This window comes from Nostoc edaphicum CCNP1411, from assembly GCF_014023275.1.
Classification (GTDB): Bacteria; Cyanobacteriota; Cyanobacteriia; order Cyanobacteriales; family Nostocaceae; genus Nostoc; species Nostoc edaphicum_A.
This window is the reverse complement of the sequence record NZ_CP054698.1, coordinates 7,676,156-7,696,476: the sequence shown is the minus strand read 5'-3', so window position 1 is coordinate 7,696,476 and position 20,321 is coordinate 7,676,156. Positions and strand designations below refer to the sequence as shown.

Annotated in this window: 15 protein-coding genes; 9 read left to right on the top strand and 6 right to left on the bottom strand. The window is 43.1% G+C overall.

The annotated features are described in order from the left end of the window. The first annotated feature begins 323 nt into the window (after positions 1-323). Complete coding sequence (locus HUN01_RS34585) at positions 324-1,355, top strand: isopenicillin N synthase family dioxygenase (protein ID WP_181929949.1); 1,032 nt, start codon at positions 324-326, stop codon at positions 1,353-1,355. 38 nt (positions 1,356-1,393) lie between these two features. On the opposite strand, the gene HUN01_RS34580 is transcribed toward HUN01_RS34585, so the two are convergent. The 4 genes from HUN01_RS34580 to HUN01_RS34565 form a co-directional block, all read right to left on the bottom strand. Then, positions 1,394-1,735: a 4Fe-4S binding protein gene (locus tag HUN01_RS34580; RefSeq protein WP_181929948.1), complete on the bottom strand. Its 342-nt coding sequence runs from the start codon at positions 1,733-1,735 to the stop codon at positions 1,394-1,396. Positions 1,736-1,747: 12 nt separating this feature from the next. After that, entirely contained in the window at positions 1,748-3,397 is a 1,650-nt protein-coding gene (locus HUN01_RS34575) for an FAD-dependent oxidoreductase (RefSeq protein WP_238845919.1), read from the bottom strand. Positions 3,398-3,484: 87 nt separating this feature from the next. Beyond that, positions 3,485-4,708 (bottom strand): glutathione S-transferase family protein, encoded by a 1,224-nt coding sequence (locus HUN01_RS34570; RefSeq protein WP_181929947.1) that lies wholly within the window; start codon positions 4,706-4,708, stop codon positions 3,485-3,487. Between the two features lie 3 nt (positions 4,709-4,711). Then, the gene (locus tag HUN01_RS34565) at positions 4,712-5,368 is read right to left on the bottom strand and encodes a class I SAM-dependent methyltransferase family protein (protein WP_181929946.1); all 657 of its coding nucleotides are present in this window, start codon (positions 5,366-5,368) and stop codon (positions 4,712-4,714) included. Between the two features lie 286 nt (positions 5,369-5,654). Here HUN01_RS34565 and HUN01_RS34560 point away from each other — a divergent pair, with 286 nt between their 5' ends. Together HUN01_RS34560 and HUN01_RS34555 are read left to right on the top strand one after the other, a co-directional pair. Then, positions 5,655-6,767: a precorrin-8X methylmutase gene (locus HUN01_RS34560; protein WP_069073250.1), complete on the top strand. Its 1,113-nt coding sequence runs from the start codon at positions 5,655-5,657 to the stop codon at positions 6,765-6,767. Between the two features lie 567 nt (positions 6,768-7,334). Beyond that, positions 7,335-8,114, top strand: coding sequence for a class II glutamine amidotransferase (locus HUN01_RS34555; protein WP_181929945.1), 780 nt, complete (start codon positions 7,335-7,337; stop codon positions 8,112-8,114). 90 nt (positions 8,115-8,204) lie between these two features. On the opposite strand, the gene HUN01_RS34550 is transcribed toward HUN01_RS34555, so the two are convergent. Continuing rightward, the gene (locus tag HUN01_RS34550; RefSeq protein ID WP_181929944.1) at positions 8,205-9,998 is read right to left on the bottom strand and encodes a serine/threonine-protein kinase; all 1,794 of its coding nucleotides are present in this window, start codon (positions 9,996-9,998) and stop codon (positions 8,205-8,207) included. A 364-nt stretch (positions 9,999-10,362) separates the two neighbouring features. On the opposite strand from HUN01_RS34550, the gene HUN01_RS34545 reads away from it, so the two are divergent. Both HUN01_RS34545 and HUN01_RS34540 read left to right on the top strand, forming a co-directional pair. Continuing rightward, positions 10,363-10,629 carry a hypothetical protein gene (locus HUN01_RS34545; RefSeq protein ID WP_181929943.1) on the top strand — a complete coding sequence of 89 codons (267 nt, stop codon included), beginning with the start codon at positions 10,363-10,365 and terminating at the stop codon, positions 10,627-10,629. Positions 10,630-10,798: 169 nt separating this feature from the next. Next, entirely contained in the window at positions 10,799-11,494 is a 696-nt protein-coding gene (locus HUN01_RS34540) for a PEP-CTERM sorting domain-containing protein (protein WP_181929942.1), read from the top strand. A 394-nt stretch (positions 11,495-11,888) separates the two neighbouring features. On the opposite strand, the gene HUN01_RS34535 is transcribed toward HUN01_RS34540, so the two are convergent. After that, positions 11,889-13,439: a YcjF family protein gene (locus tag HUN01_RS34535; protein ID WP_181929941.1), complete on the bottom strand. Its 1,551-nt coding sequence runs from the start codon at positions 13,437-13,439 to the stop codon at positions 11,889-11,891. Positions 13,440-13,693: 254 nt separating this feature from the next. On the opposite strand from HUN01_RS34535, the gene HUN01_RS34530 reads away from it, so the two are divergent. From HUN01_RS34530 to HUN01_RS35875, 4 genes are all read left to right on the top strand, one after another. Continuing rightward, complete coding sequence (locus HUN01_RS34530) at positions 13,694-15,148, top strand: carotenoid oxygenase family protein (protein WP_181929940.1); 1,455 nt, start codon at positions 13,694-13,696, stop codon at positions 15,146-15,148. Between the two features lie 168 nt (positions 15,149-15,316). Beyond that, positions 15,317-15,814: a hypothetical protein gene (locus tag HUN01_RS34525; protein ID WP_238845917.1), complete on the top strand. Its 498-nt coding sequence runs from the start codon at positions 15,317-15,319 to the stop codon at positions 15,812-15,814. Between the two features lie 296 nt (positions 15,815-16,110). Next, a complete protein-coding gene (locus HUN01_RS34520; protein WP_181929939.1) occupies positions 16,111-16,968 on the top strand; it encodes a lysophospholipid acyltransferase family protein in 858 nt (285 codons plus the stop codon). A 315-nt stretch (positions 16,969-17,283) separates the two neighbouring features. Then, positions 17,284-20,232 (top strand): lamin tail domain-containing protein, encoded by a 2,949-nt coding sequence (locus HUN01_RS35875; protein WP_238845915.1) that lies wholly within the window; start codon positions 17,284-17,286, stop codon positions 20,230-20,232. The last annotated feature ends 89 nt before the right edge of the window (positions 20,233-20,321 follow it).

The window sequence follows — 20,321 nt, the reverse complement described above, 5'->3', positions numbered from 1 at the left end:
TTTTTGGATATGTTCATTATTGAATTGACAATTTTTATTACTCAGTTTGCATTGCTTAATAATTACTGCTTCTGCTGTGAAATATTTTCTCTTGAGAACCAATGATAATTATTTAGATAATACTACGGTATGCACATCAGTTTACTTGTGTTTAAAACAAAATTAACAAAATTATTTTAATAAACATCTATTTTGATACTTGACAAATGTCAATATTTGGTTGGTTTATTTGTAGGCGATCGCCATAACCAACATTATGGTTATCGATATAATTTTCTGTGTAACCTAGTTATTAGGCTACACACGACTAGGAGAACCTGAACATGACAATCTTACAAGTTGTAGACAAAGAGTTTTCAAAAGTTCCCATCATTGATATTAGTGCGCTGATTTCTCAAACTAGCAACTCTTCTTGTGTAATTGCAGACCAAATCAGACAAGCGTGCCAAGATTTCGGTTTCTTCTATATCGTCGGACATGGAGTTGATGAACAACTACAAGAGCAATTAGAGGATCTAAGTCAACAGTTCTTCGCACAGGATTTAGAAACTAAACTGAAGATTCGTATGGCTCTTGGTGGTAGAGCATGGCGAGGATATTTCCCCGTGGGTAACGAGTTGACATCAGGTAGACCTGATTTAAAAGAAGGTATTTACTTTGGTGGAGAACTAGCAGAAGACCATCCACTTGTGAAAGCTGGTACACCAATGCACGGTCGCAATCTTTTTCCATCCAACATTCCCCAATTTAGGGAAACAGTACTTGAATACATATACTCAATGACCAAACTTGGACACACTCTAATGGCTGGTATTGCTCTAAGTTTGGGATTAGAAAAGTCCTACTTTGCAGATCGTTATACAAAAGACCCATTGATATTATTTCGGATTTTCAATTACCCTCCTAATTCATCATTATCTAAATCTGAATGGGGCGTTGGCGAACATACAGATTATGGAGTATTAACTATTCTCAAGCAAGATAATGTCGGTGGATTACAAGTCAAGTCCAAGTCTGGTTGGATAGATGCACCTCCTATTCCTGGTTCATTCGTATGCAACATTGGGGATATGCTCGATCGCATGACACGAGGACTGTATCGCTCAACACCCCACCGCGTTCAGAACTTATCAACGAGTAATCGCCTTTCGTTCCCGTTCTTCTTTGATCCCAACTTTAACGTTGAAGTCAAACCCATTGAACTGAAGGATGTGGTAGTGAATGATGATAAAAGCGATCGCTGGGATAAAGCTAGTGTTCACGAATTTCGCGGGACTTATGGCGAATATCTCTTGAATAAAGTCTCCAAAGTATTTCCAGAACTACGCCAAAAAGTGCTTGAAAGTGCTGAATAAAAACTCACTCCCTAATCCCCAATCCCCAAACACCGAAATTAACTTTGATAAGGACGCGGCAATTGGCGCAGTTTATGAGCCGTATCCAATTCGCTATTGTTTTTTCTGCCATATCCCCACCCCAAGAGGCTACGATATTCACCCATGATGCCACTTTCAATTAAATCATCCTCATTGACTGCAACACTGGTATGAGATTCAGGCGCAACATAAAGTGCATCCGCAGGGCAATATGCCTCACACATGAAACAAGTTTGACAGTCTTCCTTACGGGCGATCGCAGGTGGTTGATTAGGTACGGAGTCAAAGACATTGGTAGGACAGACTTGGACGCACAAATTGCAATTAATACAGAGTTTATGGCTGACAAGCTCGATCATGATATGCTCCTGCTACAACTTTGATACAGTAGGTGTGGTTTGAGTGGTTTGTACTGGTGGTGTAGCAATTGCATCCGTAATCCAATCACGCCTCACCCAAAGCTTATCTAAGCCGCCTGTTGCTTGGTAATAACGCTGATTTGGATCGGTTTCAGGATAGTCCACACGAATATGTTCGCTGCGCGTTTCCGTGCGATGTAACGCGCTAAAATATGCCCATCGTGCTACAGCTGTCAAAGCAGCCGCTCGACGAGAAAATTCCACATCGCGCACTGTATCTTGTTTTGGGTTCCCTTGTACTTGCTCCCATAGTTTCTCTAATTTAGCGAGAGAATCCAAAAGTCCTTGCTCAGAACGCAAGTAATTCTTCTCCAACGGGAACATCTCGGCTTGTACACCATGCACGATCGCCTCACTATCGAATGTTTCAGAAGTGGGTGAGGGCGATGATCCCAATCCCACTTGACCAGCAGGACGCGCAACCCGTTCATTTGCATGAGCGCCCAGACTCTTAGCAAAGTCCGCTGCTCCAACTCCAGCCCATTGTCCTGTGGAGATTGCCCAGGCAGCATTGGGGCCACCACCCCCAGAAGCTAAACCGGCTAAAAACTCCCGCGATGCTGCATCACCAGCAGCGTAGAGGCCAGGAACTTTTGTCGCGCAATCATCATTCACAATCCGAATCCCACCTGTACCACGGACTGTACCTTCTAAAACAAGTGTTACAGGCACTCGTTCTGTATAGGGATCAATACCAGCTTTTGTATAGGGTAGAAAAGCGATGAAATGAGACTTTTCAACCACTGCTTTAACTTCCGGTGTGGCTCGATCCAAACGAGCATAAACGGGGCCTTTCAAGAGTGCATTAGGGAGGAACGATGGATCACGACGACCATTGATATAGCCACCCAGATCATTGCCTGCTTCATCGGTATAACTGGCCCAACCAAAGGGAACACCCCTGGTTACAGTCGCATTGAAAGCCGTCGAAATCGCATAGTGATTAGAAGCTTCCATACTAGAAAGTTCTCCACCAGCTTCCACTGCCATCAGCAGCCCATCACCTGTATTGGTATTGCAACCTAATGCTTTACTCAAGAATGCACAACCGCCATTCGCTAAGACTACTGCACCAGCACGAACGGTATAGGTACGATGATGTTGCCTCTGCACACCTCTTGCTCCCGCTACTGAGCCGTCGTCAGCCAATAAAAGCTCTAAAGCGGGACTTTGGTCGAGAATCTGCACACCAACACGCAAAAGGTTTTTGCGAAGTACCCGCATATATTCAGGGCCATAATAGCTCTGACGCACAGATTCTCCATCTTCTTTAGGGAAACGATAGCCCCAACTTTCCACTAGGGGCAAACTCAGCCAAGTTTTTTCGATAACACGCTCGATCCAACGTGAGTTAGCGAGGTTTTTTCCTACGCGATAACGCTCCGCTAAAACTTTTTCCCAATTCTCTGGAGACGGAGCCATGATGCCGTTACCACTAGCAGCAGCAGCACCGCTTGTACCCAGAAAACCTTTATCAACAATGATGACTTTGACTCCTTGGGATGCGGCTGCCCATGCTGCCCACGCAGCGGCAGGGCCACCACCAATTACCAGTACATCAGCAGTTAACTGTAGTTCATTTTCACTATGGACTGTTAGCAATTCCCTTTCCTCAATAAAGTCAGAATTCAGGAGTCAGAAGCGCTCCAACTTTTCGCTGCGTCTCTGCATGAGGCAACGCCCACAAAATTAATAAACAGATGTCAACAATTTATCGATCGCAGATCGAAACGCTGTTGCTGCACCAGCACTCATATCACGGGGGGCGCAGATGCGATTTCTCAAATATGCGAAAGTAATAGCACCCACAGCAGCGAAGATAGGATCAACGCTGCTATTTTTACCACCAGTCCTTCCACCCGGTAAAGTTGCACCATTGCCATGAATCAGATAATTAGCTAGTTGTCGCAGGTGAAAATCAACAGCGTCTTTAACTGTGGTAAAATCACCGTCTGCGGCTAAAGCTTGGACTCCAGAATTTTTGATAACATCTGCGATCGCAACTTCCCGATTATCGCTCAATCTCTCAGCGGCTTCGGCGCGATATTGAATTTTCTCACTATCTGCCACATCCAGAGGTAAAGGATTTCCAATCGGTTCTACACCCCATCTGCGACGCAACAATAAATTATTGGTGATATTATCCGATTTTACTCTGTGATAAGCAGGACGCTGATTAAGTGCATCAAACCAAGCATTAATGCGAGGAAAGCGAGGATTTCCTTTGAGGTGATATCCCCGATATACAGGTAAATTAGCCGCCAATCTATCTAGATGGGGGCTATACAGAATGTCAACTAAGCTAAATGTACTGACAAAGTAAGGGCCGGGATATTTAGCCAAAGCTTGCTCAAGTTCATCTAACTTAGCCTCAAATGCTGCTTGTGAGTTTGCCAACTCATCAGCATCTACAGGTGCTTCTCTCAGGAATTTGTAAGCAATTTCTCTAAAACCGTTAGTCTCAGCCTCCTCAACCAACTGCCTAGCAACAGCGTTTTCCTCTGAATTCTCAGGCAATAATGCAGGAGTAGGAAACCTTTCTTCTAAAGCCAAGAGAATATCTTTAGATTCGTATACTAACTTTCCCTCAATTTTTGCTGCTGGCACAAGGGTTGTAGGAACTAAGTCAGTGTACCATTTGGGTTTATTAGTTAAATCAATAAACTCCGTTGCAAAGGGAATTTCCTTTTCTTCGAGAGCAAACCAAACTCTCTCGCAGAAAGGACACCAGGAATTAGTATCTCGATAAAGCAAGATTGGCGGTTCTGTATTTGGGGGAAGTTTCTCTAAACTGCTGGGTATTGGTGCAGTAGAAGGAGATTGTCCTGTTCTCTTTACCCTACGTGCAGAGGTATTTTTTCTAGCAGTCTCTAAAACTTCTTCCCAAGTTGACACTGTGTTTTGAATAGACATTTTTTACCTCGCTTTACTAGGAATGCCAGAAAACACAAATAATTGTTGCTCTTTGGGTTGAGGTAAGTTTTCACCAAGGTATCGATGAAGACCTACACCCATGTCTCCCGTAGCCGTAAGCTTGAAGTTCACTTCCTCAAATCCAGATGCACTTAAAATTTTCCGCACATTGTCAGAGTAGGTAATACCGTTGGAGTGTCCACGAGTCCAAATGACAAAAGCACCTGGTTTACTCAGAAAACTCAGGTTATCTAGTAAGCGATTGAGTTCAGCTTCCTGTGCCAGATTGCCAAAGACACCACAAACAATCACAATATCAGCCGGCACTGCTCCTACATAGTTAGTAGCAAGAGTTGCATCATCATTGATAAACTCAATTTGCTTGGCTAAACCCAAAGACTCTATAGTTGCTCGTCCACGCTCAACTAAATTTGAATTTATTTCAACCAGTCTTGCAGAAACATCCTTCGCACGAGGGTGATTTTTTAAAGTTCCTAGTAAATCTCGTCCATCACCCGCACAAACACTCACTATTCGGATAGCGCCAGATGGAGACGCATTTAAGCTATAAGCAATATATTCCTGCACGATTTCTAGACGCTGCCGCAATTTTGGCTCAGTGTTGTAGAGATCGTGCCATTCATACCAATCTTTTGGCATAGGGGGTGATTCCCGTTTGATGCACACTGTATGTCCACAAACTACGGTTATTTTATCAAGTAACTGTAGTTTGTATCTAGAGGCAGAGTATCACAGAAATTTATATAAAATCAAGTCTTATTCCGTATAATCACTTCTAATAGAGTGGTTATACGGGAAATTTCCGTATAATAGATAGCTAGTACCGCAAGGCGGAAGTCAAAAGTCAAAAGTCAAAGGTAAAGGGAAAATTCCATCCCTTTTCCCTTTACCCCTTCCCCTTTCCCCCACTTCTGCAAGAAGTCTCATGAATGCTGATTGCTTAACCATTAAAGAACTCACTGATGCAGTAGGAGGCGGTTTAACTCCGCGGATGGTGCGCCATTACCATCAATTGGGACTGCTACCTCAACCAGTGCGATCGCCTAGCAATTACCGTCTCTATACCAAAAAAGATATTCTCCGGTTGCAACGGATTGTAGCATTGAAGCAGCAAGGGTTTCAGCTAAACCACATCCGCAATATTTTGGAGGTGGAACCAGAGGCGGATACAACTGTTAACCTCATGGGACAACTCCAGCAACAATATCGGGCGGTGATGCAACAAATTTCTCAACTGCGGCAAACTGCATCAGCATTAGAAGGATTATTGGGTCGCGATCGCCATTGTCAAATTATCCAGGCGGAAGTTTTGGCACAACTCAAGTTACTGGATGTCGAAACCCAAGCCGGATTGGGGGGATTGGAAAATCTGTGGAGTGGCTTGGATGCCGAAATTCATACCCATTCAGAAGCTTTTACTGAATCGCTACAACGCTTACTACCTGATTTGTCTCATCGTTCAGAAATTGAACAACACCTAATTTCTCAGTTGGTTTTGGCTTGTGGCGATGTGAGTTTGGTGTCCTTTGTCAAATTGAGTCGAGGTGCGATCGCAGCTAGTCGAGCAGCTCTATCTTCAAGTTGTCAAATTGTTGTCGATACCCAAACGGTTGCTGCTGCTTTAGATCAAACCCGATTAGTTCACTTGGGATGTCGCATTGAAACCTTGATTGATAACCCTCATATTACCACCGCCACAGAAGCAGAACTCGCTTTTTGGCAACATCGACAATGGCGAGAAAAATTGCAGCAAGTAAGTCCGGGTTGTGTGCTGGTAGTCGGTTATGCTCCCTCAGTACTTGTAGAAATTTGTGAAGCAATCGCTAACCAGAAAATTCAGCCTGCATTAGTAATAGGAATGCCCATTGGCTTTAGCCATGCTCCCGCAGCCAAGCGACAACTGATGCAACAAGGGATACCTTATATTACAGTTGAAGGAACTTTGGGAGGTGGCGCTTTAGCTGCAACTGCCCTAAATGCTTTGGTGGAATCATTGATTGATAAGCCAGATTGTCATTGTTATCTCAATGAGTGCTGAACAATAGACAAAGATTTCTTGCTGTTTAAGGTAATACAGCATTTTGCTTAGAAATGAAGTACATCTTTTACCCCCCTTGTAAAGCTACGGTGTACACACAAGTCTGAAATCGCTGAAAAACCCAAGGTTTTACCCCACCCTAACCCTCCCCGATGCATTGGCTACGGTGTACACACAAGTCGAAAAAAGCTTGATTTTCCATTGTTTTCTCGTTGATCTCGAACACAAGCTCCGCATGGGAATGCCTGATTTAGAGGCTCTGCCTCCAGTCAGATATTGAGTCAGAGACTCAATGAATGCATTCCCAGGCTCTGCCTGGGAACGAGGAAAGTCAAGGTTTTTAGGACTTGTGTGTACACCGTAGGATGCATTGGGGAGGGAACTAGATTTTCTATTTCCCCCCTTGGCAAGGGGGGATTAAGGGGGGTAATTAGACTTGTATATGCACCGTAGTATCCCCAATCTCCACGAAATTCCAATATTGAAGCGATCGCTCCAGAATCAATGCAGCATTCTGAAGTATCTTGATCGTGAGGTCTTAGTCAAAAATTGAGAGCTACAACATCCATGTGCCAATTGCTCGGAATGAACTGCAATGTTCCAACGGATATTTGCTTTTCTTTTGAAGGGTTTTCTGCACGGGGAGGAAGAACGGATCATCATAGCGATGGTTGGGGCATTGCTTTCTTTGAAGGAAAGGGATGTCGAATGTTTTTAGATGCCCAACCTTCTGTTGCTTCTCCGGTAGCGGAGTTGGTGCGGAATTATCCCATCCACTCAACCCATGTCATAGCCCATATCCGCAAAGCTACTCAGGGTGAAGTTGCCTTACACAACTGCCATCCTTTCCGCAGAGAATTGTGGGGTCAGTATTGGGTGTTTGCCCACAATGGTAATTTGCCAGATTTTGAACCGGAAAATTTGGGCTTTTATCAAGCTGTAGGTAACACTGATAGCGAAAAAGCATTCTGTATGATGCTAGAAACATTGCGATCGCGTTTTCCTGAAGGTAAGCCCGACATAAAGGAACTGTACTCTGTGCTGCAAGAGATTACTTACACAATTGCAAAATTGGGTATATTTAATTACTTATTGTCAGATGGAGAACACTTTTTTGCTTATTGCTCAACTAAACTCAGCTACATTGTTCGCCAAGCGCCCTTTGCGGCTGCCCATTTAATTGACCAAGACATGACTGTAGATTTTCGAGAAGTGACTACTGAACGCGATCGCGTCGCTGTGATTGCTACCACTCCCCTCACTGACAACGAAGTTTGGACACAAATTCAACCGGGAGAATTACTAGTTTTTCAGGACGGCTTACCTCTGAAATATGCATTCAGTTAAGAATCTTATCCTGTTAGAAAATTCAAAAATTAACCAGATTTTTTCCCATTTAGATACTTTCTAGATGGGTTTTGTTTTTCATACTTATAATTAACGTATATTAACCTCTTGCAGGTAATTTACTCCCTGAAAATATTCAATTCTAGTAGCTGAGTTTTTAGGGATGGATGAATTTATTCTTTTTACAGAAGCTACCTTTTGATTGTCAGCCAGGACACGTTGCTTTTGAGTATACTCATTCAATTTGATTTGAGCTTGAGCATAAACTAGAGTATCTTGGGGAATATTTCGGAGAAATTTTACAGCTCGATTAAAATCACCAATAGATGCTTTCTTGTAAGCTTTTTGTAAAAAGTAAGCTGCTCTGATCTGCCGCTTTCGATTGTATTCAGCTAACTTGTCTTGAACTAAAGCACCAGCAGAACTTTCTTTAGGAATTTGCCGCAGATATTGTAATGCAGTAGAAAAATCTTTTTCAGTTGCTCTTTCGTAAGCTTTTGCTAATAAATCTTGCGTCTGTACTTCAATATTGACGTATGCTTTTTGAACTAGTTTATCTGTTCTAGATTGCCAATATAAAATATCTGGAACTTTAGCAGCAGCATGAAGAACATCTGACCATCTGCTCTCATGAAAAGCTATCTGTGCTATTTGGTGTTGCTGTGCCGCAACTTGCCATTGCTGTTGCCATTCTTCAATTGTTGCTTGCGCTTCTGGATAAACATTGCTGTAGGAGGGAATTGATTTCGCTAATGCGATCGCTTCTTGTAAATCCCCAGTTTGATATTCTTTTTTCGCTTGATATAAAGTGTCTGTTTCTGAATATGCAGGTGCAGTATTAACTAAAGAATATACACCAAATCCCATCAATAAAGAATTAGCCGCCAGTCCTACTTTCATCCCTGTGAATAATGGGGATGATTTGCCAGATACAGGGTTTGGAGAATTATTATCCTCAATCGCCACCTCTAGAGGAAATTTATCATCTGTTTCTAATATTTGTGATGGCTCAGTTTCCCATATTATTTGTTTAAGTATCCGCAGCACCTCACCCGCAGACTGAAAGCGGTCTTGGTAATTGTAGCGGATCATTTGGCTGAGAACAGCAGCTAGATAATCGTTAACTGGCGTGTTTTGAGAACGCCAAAAAATTTCATTAGTATAAGGATCAGCTTTTAATTGTAATGGTTCTAACCCAGTCAAAGCCTGGATGGCAATCATGCCCAAAGCATAAATATCACTGTTGGGCTGTGTTTGTCCAATAAATTGCTCCGGTGGTATATATCCCAATGAAGTGACGGGAATTCTATAAATAGGCAATTCCGCACCTATCCCAAAATCGATAGACTGGATTGAGCCAAAGTCAATCAAAACTAACTTGCGTAAAGCTTTATCGTTGCCATAGGTATCGCTAGTGCGTCTGATTAAGTTTTCTGGCTTGATATCACAATGAATCACGCCTTGAGAGTGAACAAATTCTAGAATACCTAAGACATCTATCAGAAATTCTACAACTTCCCTTTCACTCCACAGACACCCCCAATGTTGATCAATAGGTAATTCCCCAGTCAGCGGATGTCCTTCAATAAGCTCTTGCACTAAATAAAATCGCTCATTTTCTTCAAAGCAAGCGATGAATTCGGGAATTTGCTGATGGCTTCCCAGAAGCTTAAGGGTTTCAGTTTCAGTCAGAAACATTAACCTCAACATATCCAAGTAGTCGGATTCGCAACTGCTAACCTTAATCTGTTTAACAACGCATTTGGGATTCTCTGGATAATCTACGTCAACAGCAATGTATGTTTGTCCAAATACCCCTGCACCAAGGCTTTGGACAATTTGGTAACGCCCTTGTAGTAATTTACCGATTATGTGGTGGGTCATGACCTGGTTACTCAGTAAGTCCTTTTATTTAGTTTTTCTGACATTCCCTCCTGTTTCCGGAATGCTTGAAGAATAGATTTACTGAACTTAACTACTTAGATGCAATATTGATTTATTCCAGTATTTTTACTTAAAAAAAAGAGGATTTCACCTGCTCAAAATTTATGAAAGTTATTGAATGTTAATATCTAAGATATGTTTTTAGATAACGAATAAAAAATTTCCAACTTCAAAGCTATTTTTTGTCTCGTTGTAAGGGAATTTAGATGTAATTGAAAATAAAAAATGAAGAATTCATAAAAAATGTGTAACTTTTATGTAAAGTTTATATTCTTTTGCTGGCGATAATATTTTTTACACTACCATGCCAATAACAGTATTGTTTGATTTAACACATCATTTGCAATGCCTTGAAGAAGGATTCAGGAGTCAGAATGGGCTAAACGCCCCGCTACCGCTAACAGGAGTCAGAATAAATCAGTCGGGGATTCAGACCTGCGACTTTCTTGTTGACCACCAAATCTACGATTTGGTGGGGGTGCAAAAACGCCGATTATTCAGACGCGACGCTCGAATACTCGTTAACGCTGCGCTATCCGCCAGTCGTACAGAAAACATTGCTGAATTCTGACTCCTGACTCCTGAATTCTGTTCGATAAAACCCTAGTTCAATACTGAATTTTTTGCTGCGTTTAGTTACTCTGATTGGGGAGAAACTGCGTCTTTTAAAAAACAGTTATTGCATAGGGAGAGTTTTTGTGAATTTCACTTAAACAGGTTCAAATTTAGAGGCATATTCCATGAAAAACTTTTACAAACTGGCAATGACGGCTGCTATTGTTGGATTCGGATTAGGAACGCTGAACGTAGCGCAAGCAGCAACTGTTAGTTTAAGTAGCTCAAATCAAGGTTGGTGGAATACGCGCGATACTAACAATAACTTGAACGACAACTATATAACTGCAAATGTCACTGGTAACGGTTATCGTAGCTTTTTTACATTCGATCTTGGCGCTCTAGCTGGAGTCTCCTCAGCAACTTTGCAAGTTCAACGATTTGAAGGTTCAGGAGATCCAATACAGACTTTAGGTTTGTTTGATGTTTCAACATCTGCTGATGTACTTAGTCAAAAAGTTAATAACCCTGATATCGATATTTATAACGATTTGGGAAGTGGTAAAAACTACGGTACTTTTAAAGTCAGCACCTCTGGCGATCAAAATGAAATCCTAAGTTTTGTTCTCAACTCGGATGCTATTGCAGATATTAACGCCAACAGTGGGCAATTTTTCTCAATTGGAGGTGCGCTTTTGGGCGATCTTGGAATTGTAGATCAGTATCTGTTTGGATTTAGTGGTCTTGGTTCGTCTGCAACACTTGTGGTTGATACTGATATAACCACCGTTCCAGAACCTGGGACTCTTGGCGGAGCAGTTCTTGTTGGTATTACGGGCTTATGCCTAAAGCGCAAAAGAAAAGCGTTTCAAACCGTATAGACTAATTGAATAGACATCTATTGAAAAAGAATGTAGAGACGTAGCACTGCTACGTCTCTACAAGAATTAAAGTTTGTAGTAAGGACTTTAGTCCTGGCTTTGGGGGCTGAAGTCCCCACTACAAACTTTTTATGATGGGTAATTTAGCGGACATGAAATAATTTGCTGTTTATCCAACAAAATATTTTTTCTGAGGAAAACTTCAATATCTTTGCAAAAAAGTATAGGAATCAAACCGGATTCCTATACTTTTTACTTGTGTGGGTAGGGAATAGGGAATAGGGAATAGGAAAGAAAGCATAGATCCGTACTGAGTCTTGTTCAAAAATTAAATAGGAGTCCTATAGGAGCATTTTTGACACTAGTTTGTAGAAAAATTTTATAGTTATTGAGATTATTCTCTACTTTCTTCTTCCTCCATCGCTTCAGATTTATCTTGTAACGGCTTCACTACCCGCGCGATCGCTTCTTGAATAAAAGCTTTGATAAATTCATCTCTGCGATTAATTTGAAACTGTCGCTGTACAACTTCTGTCATTCCACCATCACCCCAATCTTGGTCATGACGAAAATATTCAATGAAACTTTTACCAGCTATTCGCGTTAAATAAGCTGCTGTCACACCTTGAATCGCCCTACCAATAATAAAGGTGGCAACATTGAGTTGCAAAGCTGTAGATAATAATTGAATTGCTCCTTTGACAATACCTAAACTCGCGATGGTTTTCGCTAAAGAAAGGGCTAACTCTCGTCCCCGTTCCATATTCAATTCACAGCCGTACACTCTGCCAATCTCTACAACCATTTGAGCGTTGACTGCGGCTGTCGCCAATAAATCTACGACTGGTATAGGTGTCACTGATACTACACCAGCACCAATCCATTGAAACCGTTCCACGATTTTGTCAGCTTGACGGCGACGCTGGCCATCAATGAGTTTTCGCGCCTCGTCTCCCAATCGCAGAGATTGTAAAAGAATGTTATCCGCCACCAAATCTTCACCCTCGGCGCGTAAAACAGCAGCGGTGCGCCGCAGTAAAGGAACAATATCTGGTTCCGGCTGGAAGGTTTCGCCAGTTTCTAGTTGTGCAGATTGGGGATTTGCAGCGATCGCTACCACATCATTAGTAGCAATAAATCCCCGTACCCGTTGACGCAACCTAGCGAGGATGGATTCTTTATCTTCATCTGTATATAAATCGGTTTTGTTGAGAACCAAAAGCGATCGCTTCCCAATTTCTGCCAACCCCCGCAGCGGCTCATATTCTGAGCGTCGTAAATCATTATCTACCACAAACAACAGTAAATCTGCTTCTGTTGCCAGTTCTCGCGCCATTTGTTCCCGTTCCGTTCCCGCTACACCCGCTTCTAAAATTCCTGGCGTATCTGTAATTAAAATCTTGCGTTCTAATCCCTTCAACCGCAGACAATAAGTTTCCCCAACCTGAGTTGTACCCATCGGTGCATCCACTTGACCGACCATGCGTCCCATAATCGCATTTACCAGGGAAGTTTTACCAGCACTTCCTGTACCAAATACCACTACTTGAATTTCACCCCGTGCTAGATTGGCTTCAATCTCTCGTGATTTACTTAATAAAGCTTGACGTGCTACTTCATCTTGAATTTGCCCTACCTGTTGGCGCACAGCTTGGAGAGTTGTAGAAGCAGCATCAGATTTGCCAGCAGGAATTTGTGCCGCAGTCACTCGTTTAGGGTTACGGCGCGATCGCTTTTCCCCAGATTGAATCACCAGTACATAATAGACGAAAGCTGCAACCAAGGCTCCAATGAGGACAATCAGCAGTAACAGCAGCAAATTGCCTAACAAAGGCGAATAGGACAATTGCCAGTAGAGCCGTGATAGGGAATCAATTAGCCACAGGGCTAGCCCCAAAATGACGATCAGACCAACAATCAGCGTTACTATGCGTGACAGAGGCATGGCTGGGAAAGATTAGTAAATATTCAGTAGGCAGATGCTTCTAATCTTAATAGTTTCAGCATTTTTTACCAGAGTAGTAAGGAGGAGGCAGGAGGCAGAAGGCAGGAGGCAGGAGGAAAACAGCCTTTCTTGTTGAAGAAGAATTCAGAAGTCAGAAGCAAAGCCGGAGACGTTTCCGTTAGCTCCGGTCAGATTAAAAAATAGCAACAATAAATATATGTAACTGTGTACATCGTATCGGGCAATATTTTAATATGCATACCATAACTAAAAAGTCAACAAAAAAAGCTTGGGCTAATGCGATCGCAGAACCGGCAAAAGAATTTCCTCTTACTCAACTGTCAATTCTTTCTGGCGAAATTCCAGAGGGTTTGCGTGGCACACTTTACCGCAATGGCCCCGCACGGTTAGAACGCGGTGGTGAGCGTGTGGGACACTGGTTTGATGGAGATGGGGCAATTCTCGGCGTCCATTTCACGGATGCAGGAGCCAGTGGAATCTATCGCTATGTGCAAACAGCAGAATACCAAGCTGAAACTCAAGCCGATAAGTTTCTTTATGGTGTCTATGGGATGCATACGCCAGGGCCGATTTGGAAGCGCTGGGGTCAACAGATCAAGAATGCTGCGAATACTTCAGTGTTGGCTTTACCTGATAAATTGTTGGCTTTATGGGAAGCAACCAATCCTTATGCCCTTGATTTACAAACTTTAGAAACAAAGGGATTGGATGATTTAGGCGCTTTAGATAACGGATTACCTTATTCTGCTCATTACAAACGTGATTCACAAACAGGCGAAATTTTTAACTTTGGAATCAGTATCGGAAGTTCTGTACAACTGAATCTCTACAAAAGCGATCGCACTGGCAAAATTATTCAAAAAACTGCTTTTAAGCTAGATCGCTACTCTATAATGCATGATTTTGTTTTAACTCAAAGATATCTGGTGTTTTTCATGCCACCGATGCGGATGAAAATGCTGCCAATGATGCTAGGTCTGAATACCTTTAGTGAATCTCTGTTGTGGGAACCTCAGTTAGGAACCCAGGTGTTAATATTTGACCGGGAAAACTTATCCTTAGTTAGTCGTGGCGAAACCGATCCTTGGTTTAATTGGCATTTTGGCAATGGCTATGAAGATCAAGACGGTTCAGTAATTCTGGACATGGTGCGATATTCAGATTTTCACCAAACTAATGAATATCTCAGAGAATTTGCCAGTGGTGAGACGCACACAGTTACTAAAGGAACATTGTGGCAAGTACGTCTCAATCCCCAAACTGGTAAAGTTACAGAAACACAGGAAGTTGTCAAGCAAAAGTGTGAATTTCCTGTAGTACAGCGATGCCTACGGCGGCAAGCTACGCAAGTTGGGCAACCTTGGCGTTATACTTACATATTATTAATGCCCCAAAGAACAGATACAGACAAAGAATCCTTCAGTGCGATCGCCCGCTTCGACTACAAAACCGAAACCCTCACCGAAGCCGACTTAGGAGAAAACCGCTATCCTTCAGAACCCATCCACGCCCAAGATGCCCAAAACCCTGAACAAGGCTGGCTGCTAACCGTTGTATACGATGGTAATTCTCATAGTAGTGAAGTTTGGATATTTGATAGCGATCGCCTGGATGCAGAACCCGTTTGCAAACTAGGATTACCTAGCGTAATTCCCCACAGCTTTCACGGCACTTGGAACCCAGCTTAACAATTTGGGGAATCAAGCAGGGGAGCAGGGGAGAAGAATTTTCTCCTCTGCCTCTTTCCCATGCCCAATGCCCCATGCCCAATGCCCAATTCAATCTAATCTTTGAGAATTGCTAAGTGTAAAAACGTAGTATCCTACATACTGGTATATAAAAATAATTCCAGAATCATGAGGAAAAACCCCATAGGATTACTAATTAGCGGAGTGATTGTCAGTTTTGGACTGTCATCATTGTTAGCTCAAGCACAACAACAGGTTTCTGATGCCCAAGTCGCGGCGATGGTAGAGGCGCTGCGACTAGCTGCACCGCAGACCGGCATCGCAAATGATGGACTTTACAGTGAATGGCAAGTTAAACCAGAAACCTTAAAAGGCTGGTCGAAACATTGTCTCAAAAAAGAACTAACACCGACGCAGTTTGAAAACAGCCCTGCGACAGCACGCCAAGTTATATCCTGTATCACCCGCCGAGAGTTAAATAAGCAGTTTATCGCCAGCAGCAATAATGAAACCGCCGCTGTGCGTGGCGTCGGTTGTTGGTGGATGACTGGTAACTATACAGGCTGCAACAGCGGATTTACTGGTGCATATCTTCAAAAAGTTGTGGGTTTTTACCAGCAACAGCGTTCAAAACCAGCAATCACTCCATCCTCATCACCAAAATAATCGCCGTGATGTGGCAATGATTATGCGATCGCAATTAAGGAAAATCAGTCATTATAGTACAACATAGTACAATGCATTTAACACCAACAGTTTTGATATCTCCCAAGGGCGAACGAGCGTCGGGCAGTTTCCCTCCTGCCTCCTGCCCGACGCTCGCGGACTCGCTAACGCTGCGCTATCTGCCTCCTGCCTTCTTTAATAAAGTCTTTAAAGAAATCAGGTTTTGTGCATAGAGCAAAACTAATTATACCTACAAAGGATTGTTTGACCTTTGCCAATCCTGTTAAAATGCATTGATGTCAAAAAAGCAACATCTCTTAAACAAAAAACCCGGTTGGTCTTTGGATGAGCGAGATCCAAAGTTCATAGAATCTCTGATGCCCGTGTTTGGCTTTTTGTATAACTACTATTTCCGAGTTCAAACTAGTGGCTGGGATAACATTCCATCCCAACAAAAAGTTCTATTTGTCGGTTCGCACAATGGGGGACTCGCGGCACCCGACATGGCAATGGTGATGTACGACTGGTTCCGCCGATTTGGTGTGGAGCAACCCATTTATGGTTTGATGCATCCCAAAGCTTGGCAGGTTAGTCCGCCACTAGCGCAACTGGCCGCCAAGGCTGGAGCAATCATTGCCCATCCGAAAATGGCTTATACCGCCTTGCACTCTGGAGCTAGTGTGCTAGTTTATCCAGGTGGAGCCGAAGATGTCTTTCGACCGTGTTATTTACGTAACAAAATCTACTTTGCGGGGCGGCAAGGATTTATCAAGTTAGCGTTACGGGAAAATGTGCCGATTGTGCCTGTGATTTCCTGGGGTGCTCACGATACGCTAATTGTGCTTGCTGACATTTACAAAGTTATGCAGCAACTCCACGAGTGGGGGATGCCTTGGCTGTTGGGGATTGATCCGGAAGTTTTTCCGATCTATCTCGGACTACCTTGGGGATTAGCAATTGGCCCGTTGCCCAACATTCCATTACCTGTGCCCATGTACACACGGGTTTGTCCGCCAATTGTATTTGAACGCTACGGTCGAGAAGCAGCTAGCGATCGCCACTATGTCAATGAATGTTATGAATTAGTTGTTAGTCAGATGCAGCAAGAGTTAGATCACTTAGTGAAGCTAACTGCTAAAGCCAATTCTCTATGATGATACATATAATTTAGTTTACCTACTGCAAAACAAAAGCCCTTCACGCAGCGTCCCACTCTCAAGACCATTTTCAGGTAAATGACGGGCACAGCATTGCTGTTCCCGTCTGAGCGATGTCTACGGTGGGTAAAGCTAAACTACTCCACAGTGAATGTGAATCAAGATGGTAGGTTCTCAGATATATTGGGCAACCTAAAAGTAAGCGATCGCCACTTTTGCCTTACTCGGTGAATACAGTATTGCGTAGACACAGAGTGCCTTGTCGCAGACATTGCACTCATTCAATTAAAATCAGGAGCTAGTGAAGCATAAATGAGTCTACTGTTAAAATGTCTTTTAGCGGTCAATCACAACCCCCTCAACCGTTATAAAAAACTACTAAGTAGCCTTGCTCTCTCACTGTGCACCCTGAGTTTTGGCATACAAGCTGCTCAGGCTGAAGGTAGTCGCACCCTATATCCCAGTGGCGCCCCAGCCAGCAGTAGCAGAGCTAATCTAGAGTGGCGTACTGATACTTATGGCGGTCTTGTGCTGCGACGAACTTTGCTGAAAGTCTATGCCAATAAAGATGAGTATATTCTTTTGGGTTCCAGTGCGGTTGGGGTAAATAACGGTAATATCCGCGTTTACAACCCCGGTCGTGTTAGTGGCAAGATTGGCAGTGAAACTGTTCCTGGTACACCAGAAGATTTTTTGTGTACTTCTCAAGCTGGGCGGGGCTTTATCTCAACTCGCCAACAGGAGTTAAATGGCCCCCGTGCTATTTCTGGCGGAGGTAATCCCAACGGCTATATTCCCTGCTATTACCAAGCTCCATCCACTGGAGTTTATGACATAGTTTTCTACGGCCCTGATGGGGGTAACTCTTCCGCTAATGGGGCTCCCACAGGTGAAATTGATTTGAGTAATGGGAACAACTTTAATGATCAACAAAAAACTAGTGTTGCAGCTTGGGATGTGACGGTACGAAGTAGCGATCAAACTTCAATAACTGACTTTAACGGACGGTTATTTAGCTATTATCTAGCTTTATTTACTGGTAATAACGGTCGATATCTCAACTTTCCGGTGTATCCAGTAACCATAGATGGATTCCGATATAAAGTAGAACTCAGAGGCACAGATCCGAATGGATTCGTTCTCTATGGTAATCAAACTGGCTTTTTTGACAGTGACGGGATATCACCTCTGTATCACGATATACTAGGGGCAGATAGTCAGTTGGCAAATCCTCAAGGTAGTGTTAGCTTGGCTCGTCCCCAATACGCTACCTTTTTCAACTCCATCGACACCAACGTGCTTCCATACGTTGACCGTTACAAACGAGATGGCACTTTAGAAGGAACTGGCATTCCCCTTAGCCCAATTATTCCTGCTGTTAGTAATTTACAATTCAACGGCACAGTTGTCGGAAATAACAGTTCTTTCGGTACGGGCGGTACTTTATCCTTTGGCAGCAACGTCATAGGTAATTACGAACTCACTATCAGTCGAGATGGCAGCAATTTTGACCCCACTAACTCCCAAAATCGCTTTTTGCGAGGGATTATGACTGCAACGGGACAACAAGCAATGAGTTGGGATGGTAAAGATAACAGTGGCAATTTTTTCCCGGTTGGCAGTGATTACAAAGTTCGTATCAGAACTTATGGAGGTGAATATCACTTTCCCTTGCTGGATGCGGAAAACAATTTTACTGGTGGACCTACCATTACAATGCTGAATGCTACTAACCCCATAGGCAACAGTAGAGGATTTTACGACGATCGCGGTTATAAAACTATAGGTGGCACTCAAATCGGTACTTCTGGTCAAGTACTCTGTGGAATTAATCCACCAAACCCAGCCTTCAGTGACCCAATTAATGGTTTTGACACCGCTAGCAATGACCGGAAATTTGGTCAGAATGGTAACGCTGGTAATGCTGGGACATCATGCAATGGCTCTTTTGGAGATACCAAAGGGTTGGATTTGTGGACTTATTATCCGGGTGAAACTCAACCAACTCCATTAAACATCATTGATATAGTTTCACCAACTGTTGGCAAAGTCATGATCAATGAAGTTTTGTACAGCGAAACTGGTACTGCTACTAACACTAACGATGAGTTTATTGAACTCTATAATCCTTCCTCATCAACTGTAGATTTGAGTGGTTTGAAGTTAGCAGATGGACATCTGACTGCTAGTGATAATGATGGTACTAATGGCTTTACTTATACATTTCCTAACGGCACAACTTTACAACCGGGGCAATATGCTGTGATTTGGATTGGGGATAACAACGCCAACCACCAAGCCACAGCAGCAGCTTTCCAAGCTTGGTTGGGACAGACTCCCAAACTCAACAACTCCGGTGATGATATTTGGTTGTACGATAATCAGGATAAAATTATTGACTATATTGCCTATGGCAGTGGTAGTGAGGTTAATACACCTCCTGCAAGTGTTCTCAATCTTTGGGACAACACATATCAGTCTTCCTTAATTGGGGCTAGCAATGGACAATCTATCAGCTTGACCCCCAATGGCCAGGATACTAATGTTAGTGCTTGCTGGGAAGCAACCACCACTGGGAACTCTAGCACACGGTGTACAAATTACCTACCAACTAGAGACACTGATACTATAGCTAATCGTGTTACCAGTGTTGGGGAAAGTAATAACGGTGCTACTGCTGTGAATGCAAAGCTTTTGTTAGTGAAACGCATCACCCGCATCAATAACCAAGATTTAACTGATATTGTCGATGGTCTGAGCAACGTTGCTGTTACTGCTGCTAATTATGTCCCAGAACCATTCGCCTCTGATGATAACTATATTACATGGCCGGCTGGCTACCTGCGGGGATTGATTAATGCTGGAACCGTCAAACCAGGAGATGAGTTGGAATACACTATCTACTTCCTCTCCCAGGGACCAAGTAATGCTACTAACGTTAAATTCTGCGACTTAGTACCTAGCAGTACTACTTTTATTTCCACTGCGTTTAATGGCAATACTCCTGGTGATGGTGGTTTAACAGTCGCAGATCAAGGTATTGCCCTTGCCCTTGGTTCTAGCAGTCCCACAGTTTACCTCACCAATATAGAGGATGCAAGCGATCGCGGACGTTTTTATACTGCTAACGAACTAGCGCCATCATACTGTGGTGCTAACACCAATGGAGCTGTGGTAGTAAGCATCACGCGCAGTCCAGATTTACCCAATTTAGCCAAAGATTTTTACGGTTTTGTCCGTTTCCGCGCCAGGGTGAAGTAGAGTGCTGAGTGCTGAGTTAGGAGTGCTGAGTTAGGAGTTAGAAGCTATTATCTCCCTCATCTCCCTATCTCCCCATCCCCGCGTCGATA

Bases quoted from the DNA above. Each gene is read 5' to 3' on its own strand.
- HUN01_RS34585 (WP_181929949.1), top strand. From the start codon at position 324: ATGACAATCTTACAAGTTGTAGACAAAGAGTTTTCAAAAGTTCCCATC.
- HUN01_RS34555 (WP_181929945.1), top strand. From the start codon at position 7,335: ATGTGCCAATTGCTCGGAATGAACTGCAATGTTCCAACGGATATTTGC.
- HUN01_RS34520 (WP_181929939.1), top strand. From the start codon at position 16,111: ATGTCAAAAAAGCAACATCTCTTAAACAAAAAACCCGGTTGGTCTTTG.
- HUN01_RS34530 (WP_181929940.1), top strand. From the start codon at position 13,694: ATGCATACCATAACTAAAAAGTCAACAAAAAAAGCTTGGGCTAATGCG.
- HUN01_RS34570 (WP_181929947.1), bottom strand. From the start codon at position 4,708: ATGTCTATTCAAAACACAGTGTCAACTTGGGAAGAAGTTTTAGAGACT.
- HUN01_RS35875 (WP_238845915.1), top strand. From the start codon at position 17,284: ATGAGTCTACTGTTAAAATGTCTTTTAGCGGTCAATCACAACCCCCTC.
- HUN01_RS34560 (WP_069073250.1), top strand. From the start codon at position 5,655: ATGAATGCTGATTGCTTAACCATTAAAGAACTCACTGATGCAGTAGGA.
- HUN01_RS34525 (WP_238845917.1), top strand. From the start codon at position 15,317: ATGAGGAAAAACCCCATAGGATTACTAATTAGCGGAGTGATTGTCAGT.
- HUN01_RS34580 (WP_181929948.1), bottom strand. From the start codon at position 1,735: ATGATCGAGCTTGTCAGCCATAAACTCTGTATTAATTGCAATTTGTGC.
- HUN01_RS34550 (WP_181929944.1), bottom strand. From the start codon at position 9,998: ATGACCCACCACATAATCGGTAAATTACTACAAGGGCGTTACCAAATT.
- HUN01_RS34565 (WP_181929946.1), bottom strand. From the start codon at position 5,368: ATGCCAAAAGATTGGTATGAATGGCACGATCTCTACAACACTGAGCCA.
- HUN01_RS34545 (WP_181929943.1), top strand. From the start codon at position 10,363: ATGCCAATAACAGTATTGTTTGATTTAACACATCATTTGCAATGCCTT.
- HUN01_RS34535 (WP_181929941.1), bottom strand. From the start codon at position 13,439: ATGCCTCTGTCACGCATAGTAACGCTGATTGTTGGTCTGATCGTCATT.
- HUN01_RS34540 (WP_181929942.1), top strand. From the start codon at position 10,799: ATGAAAAACTTTTACAAACTGGCAATGACGGCTGCTATTGTTGGATTC.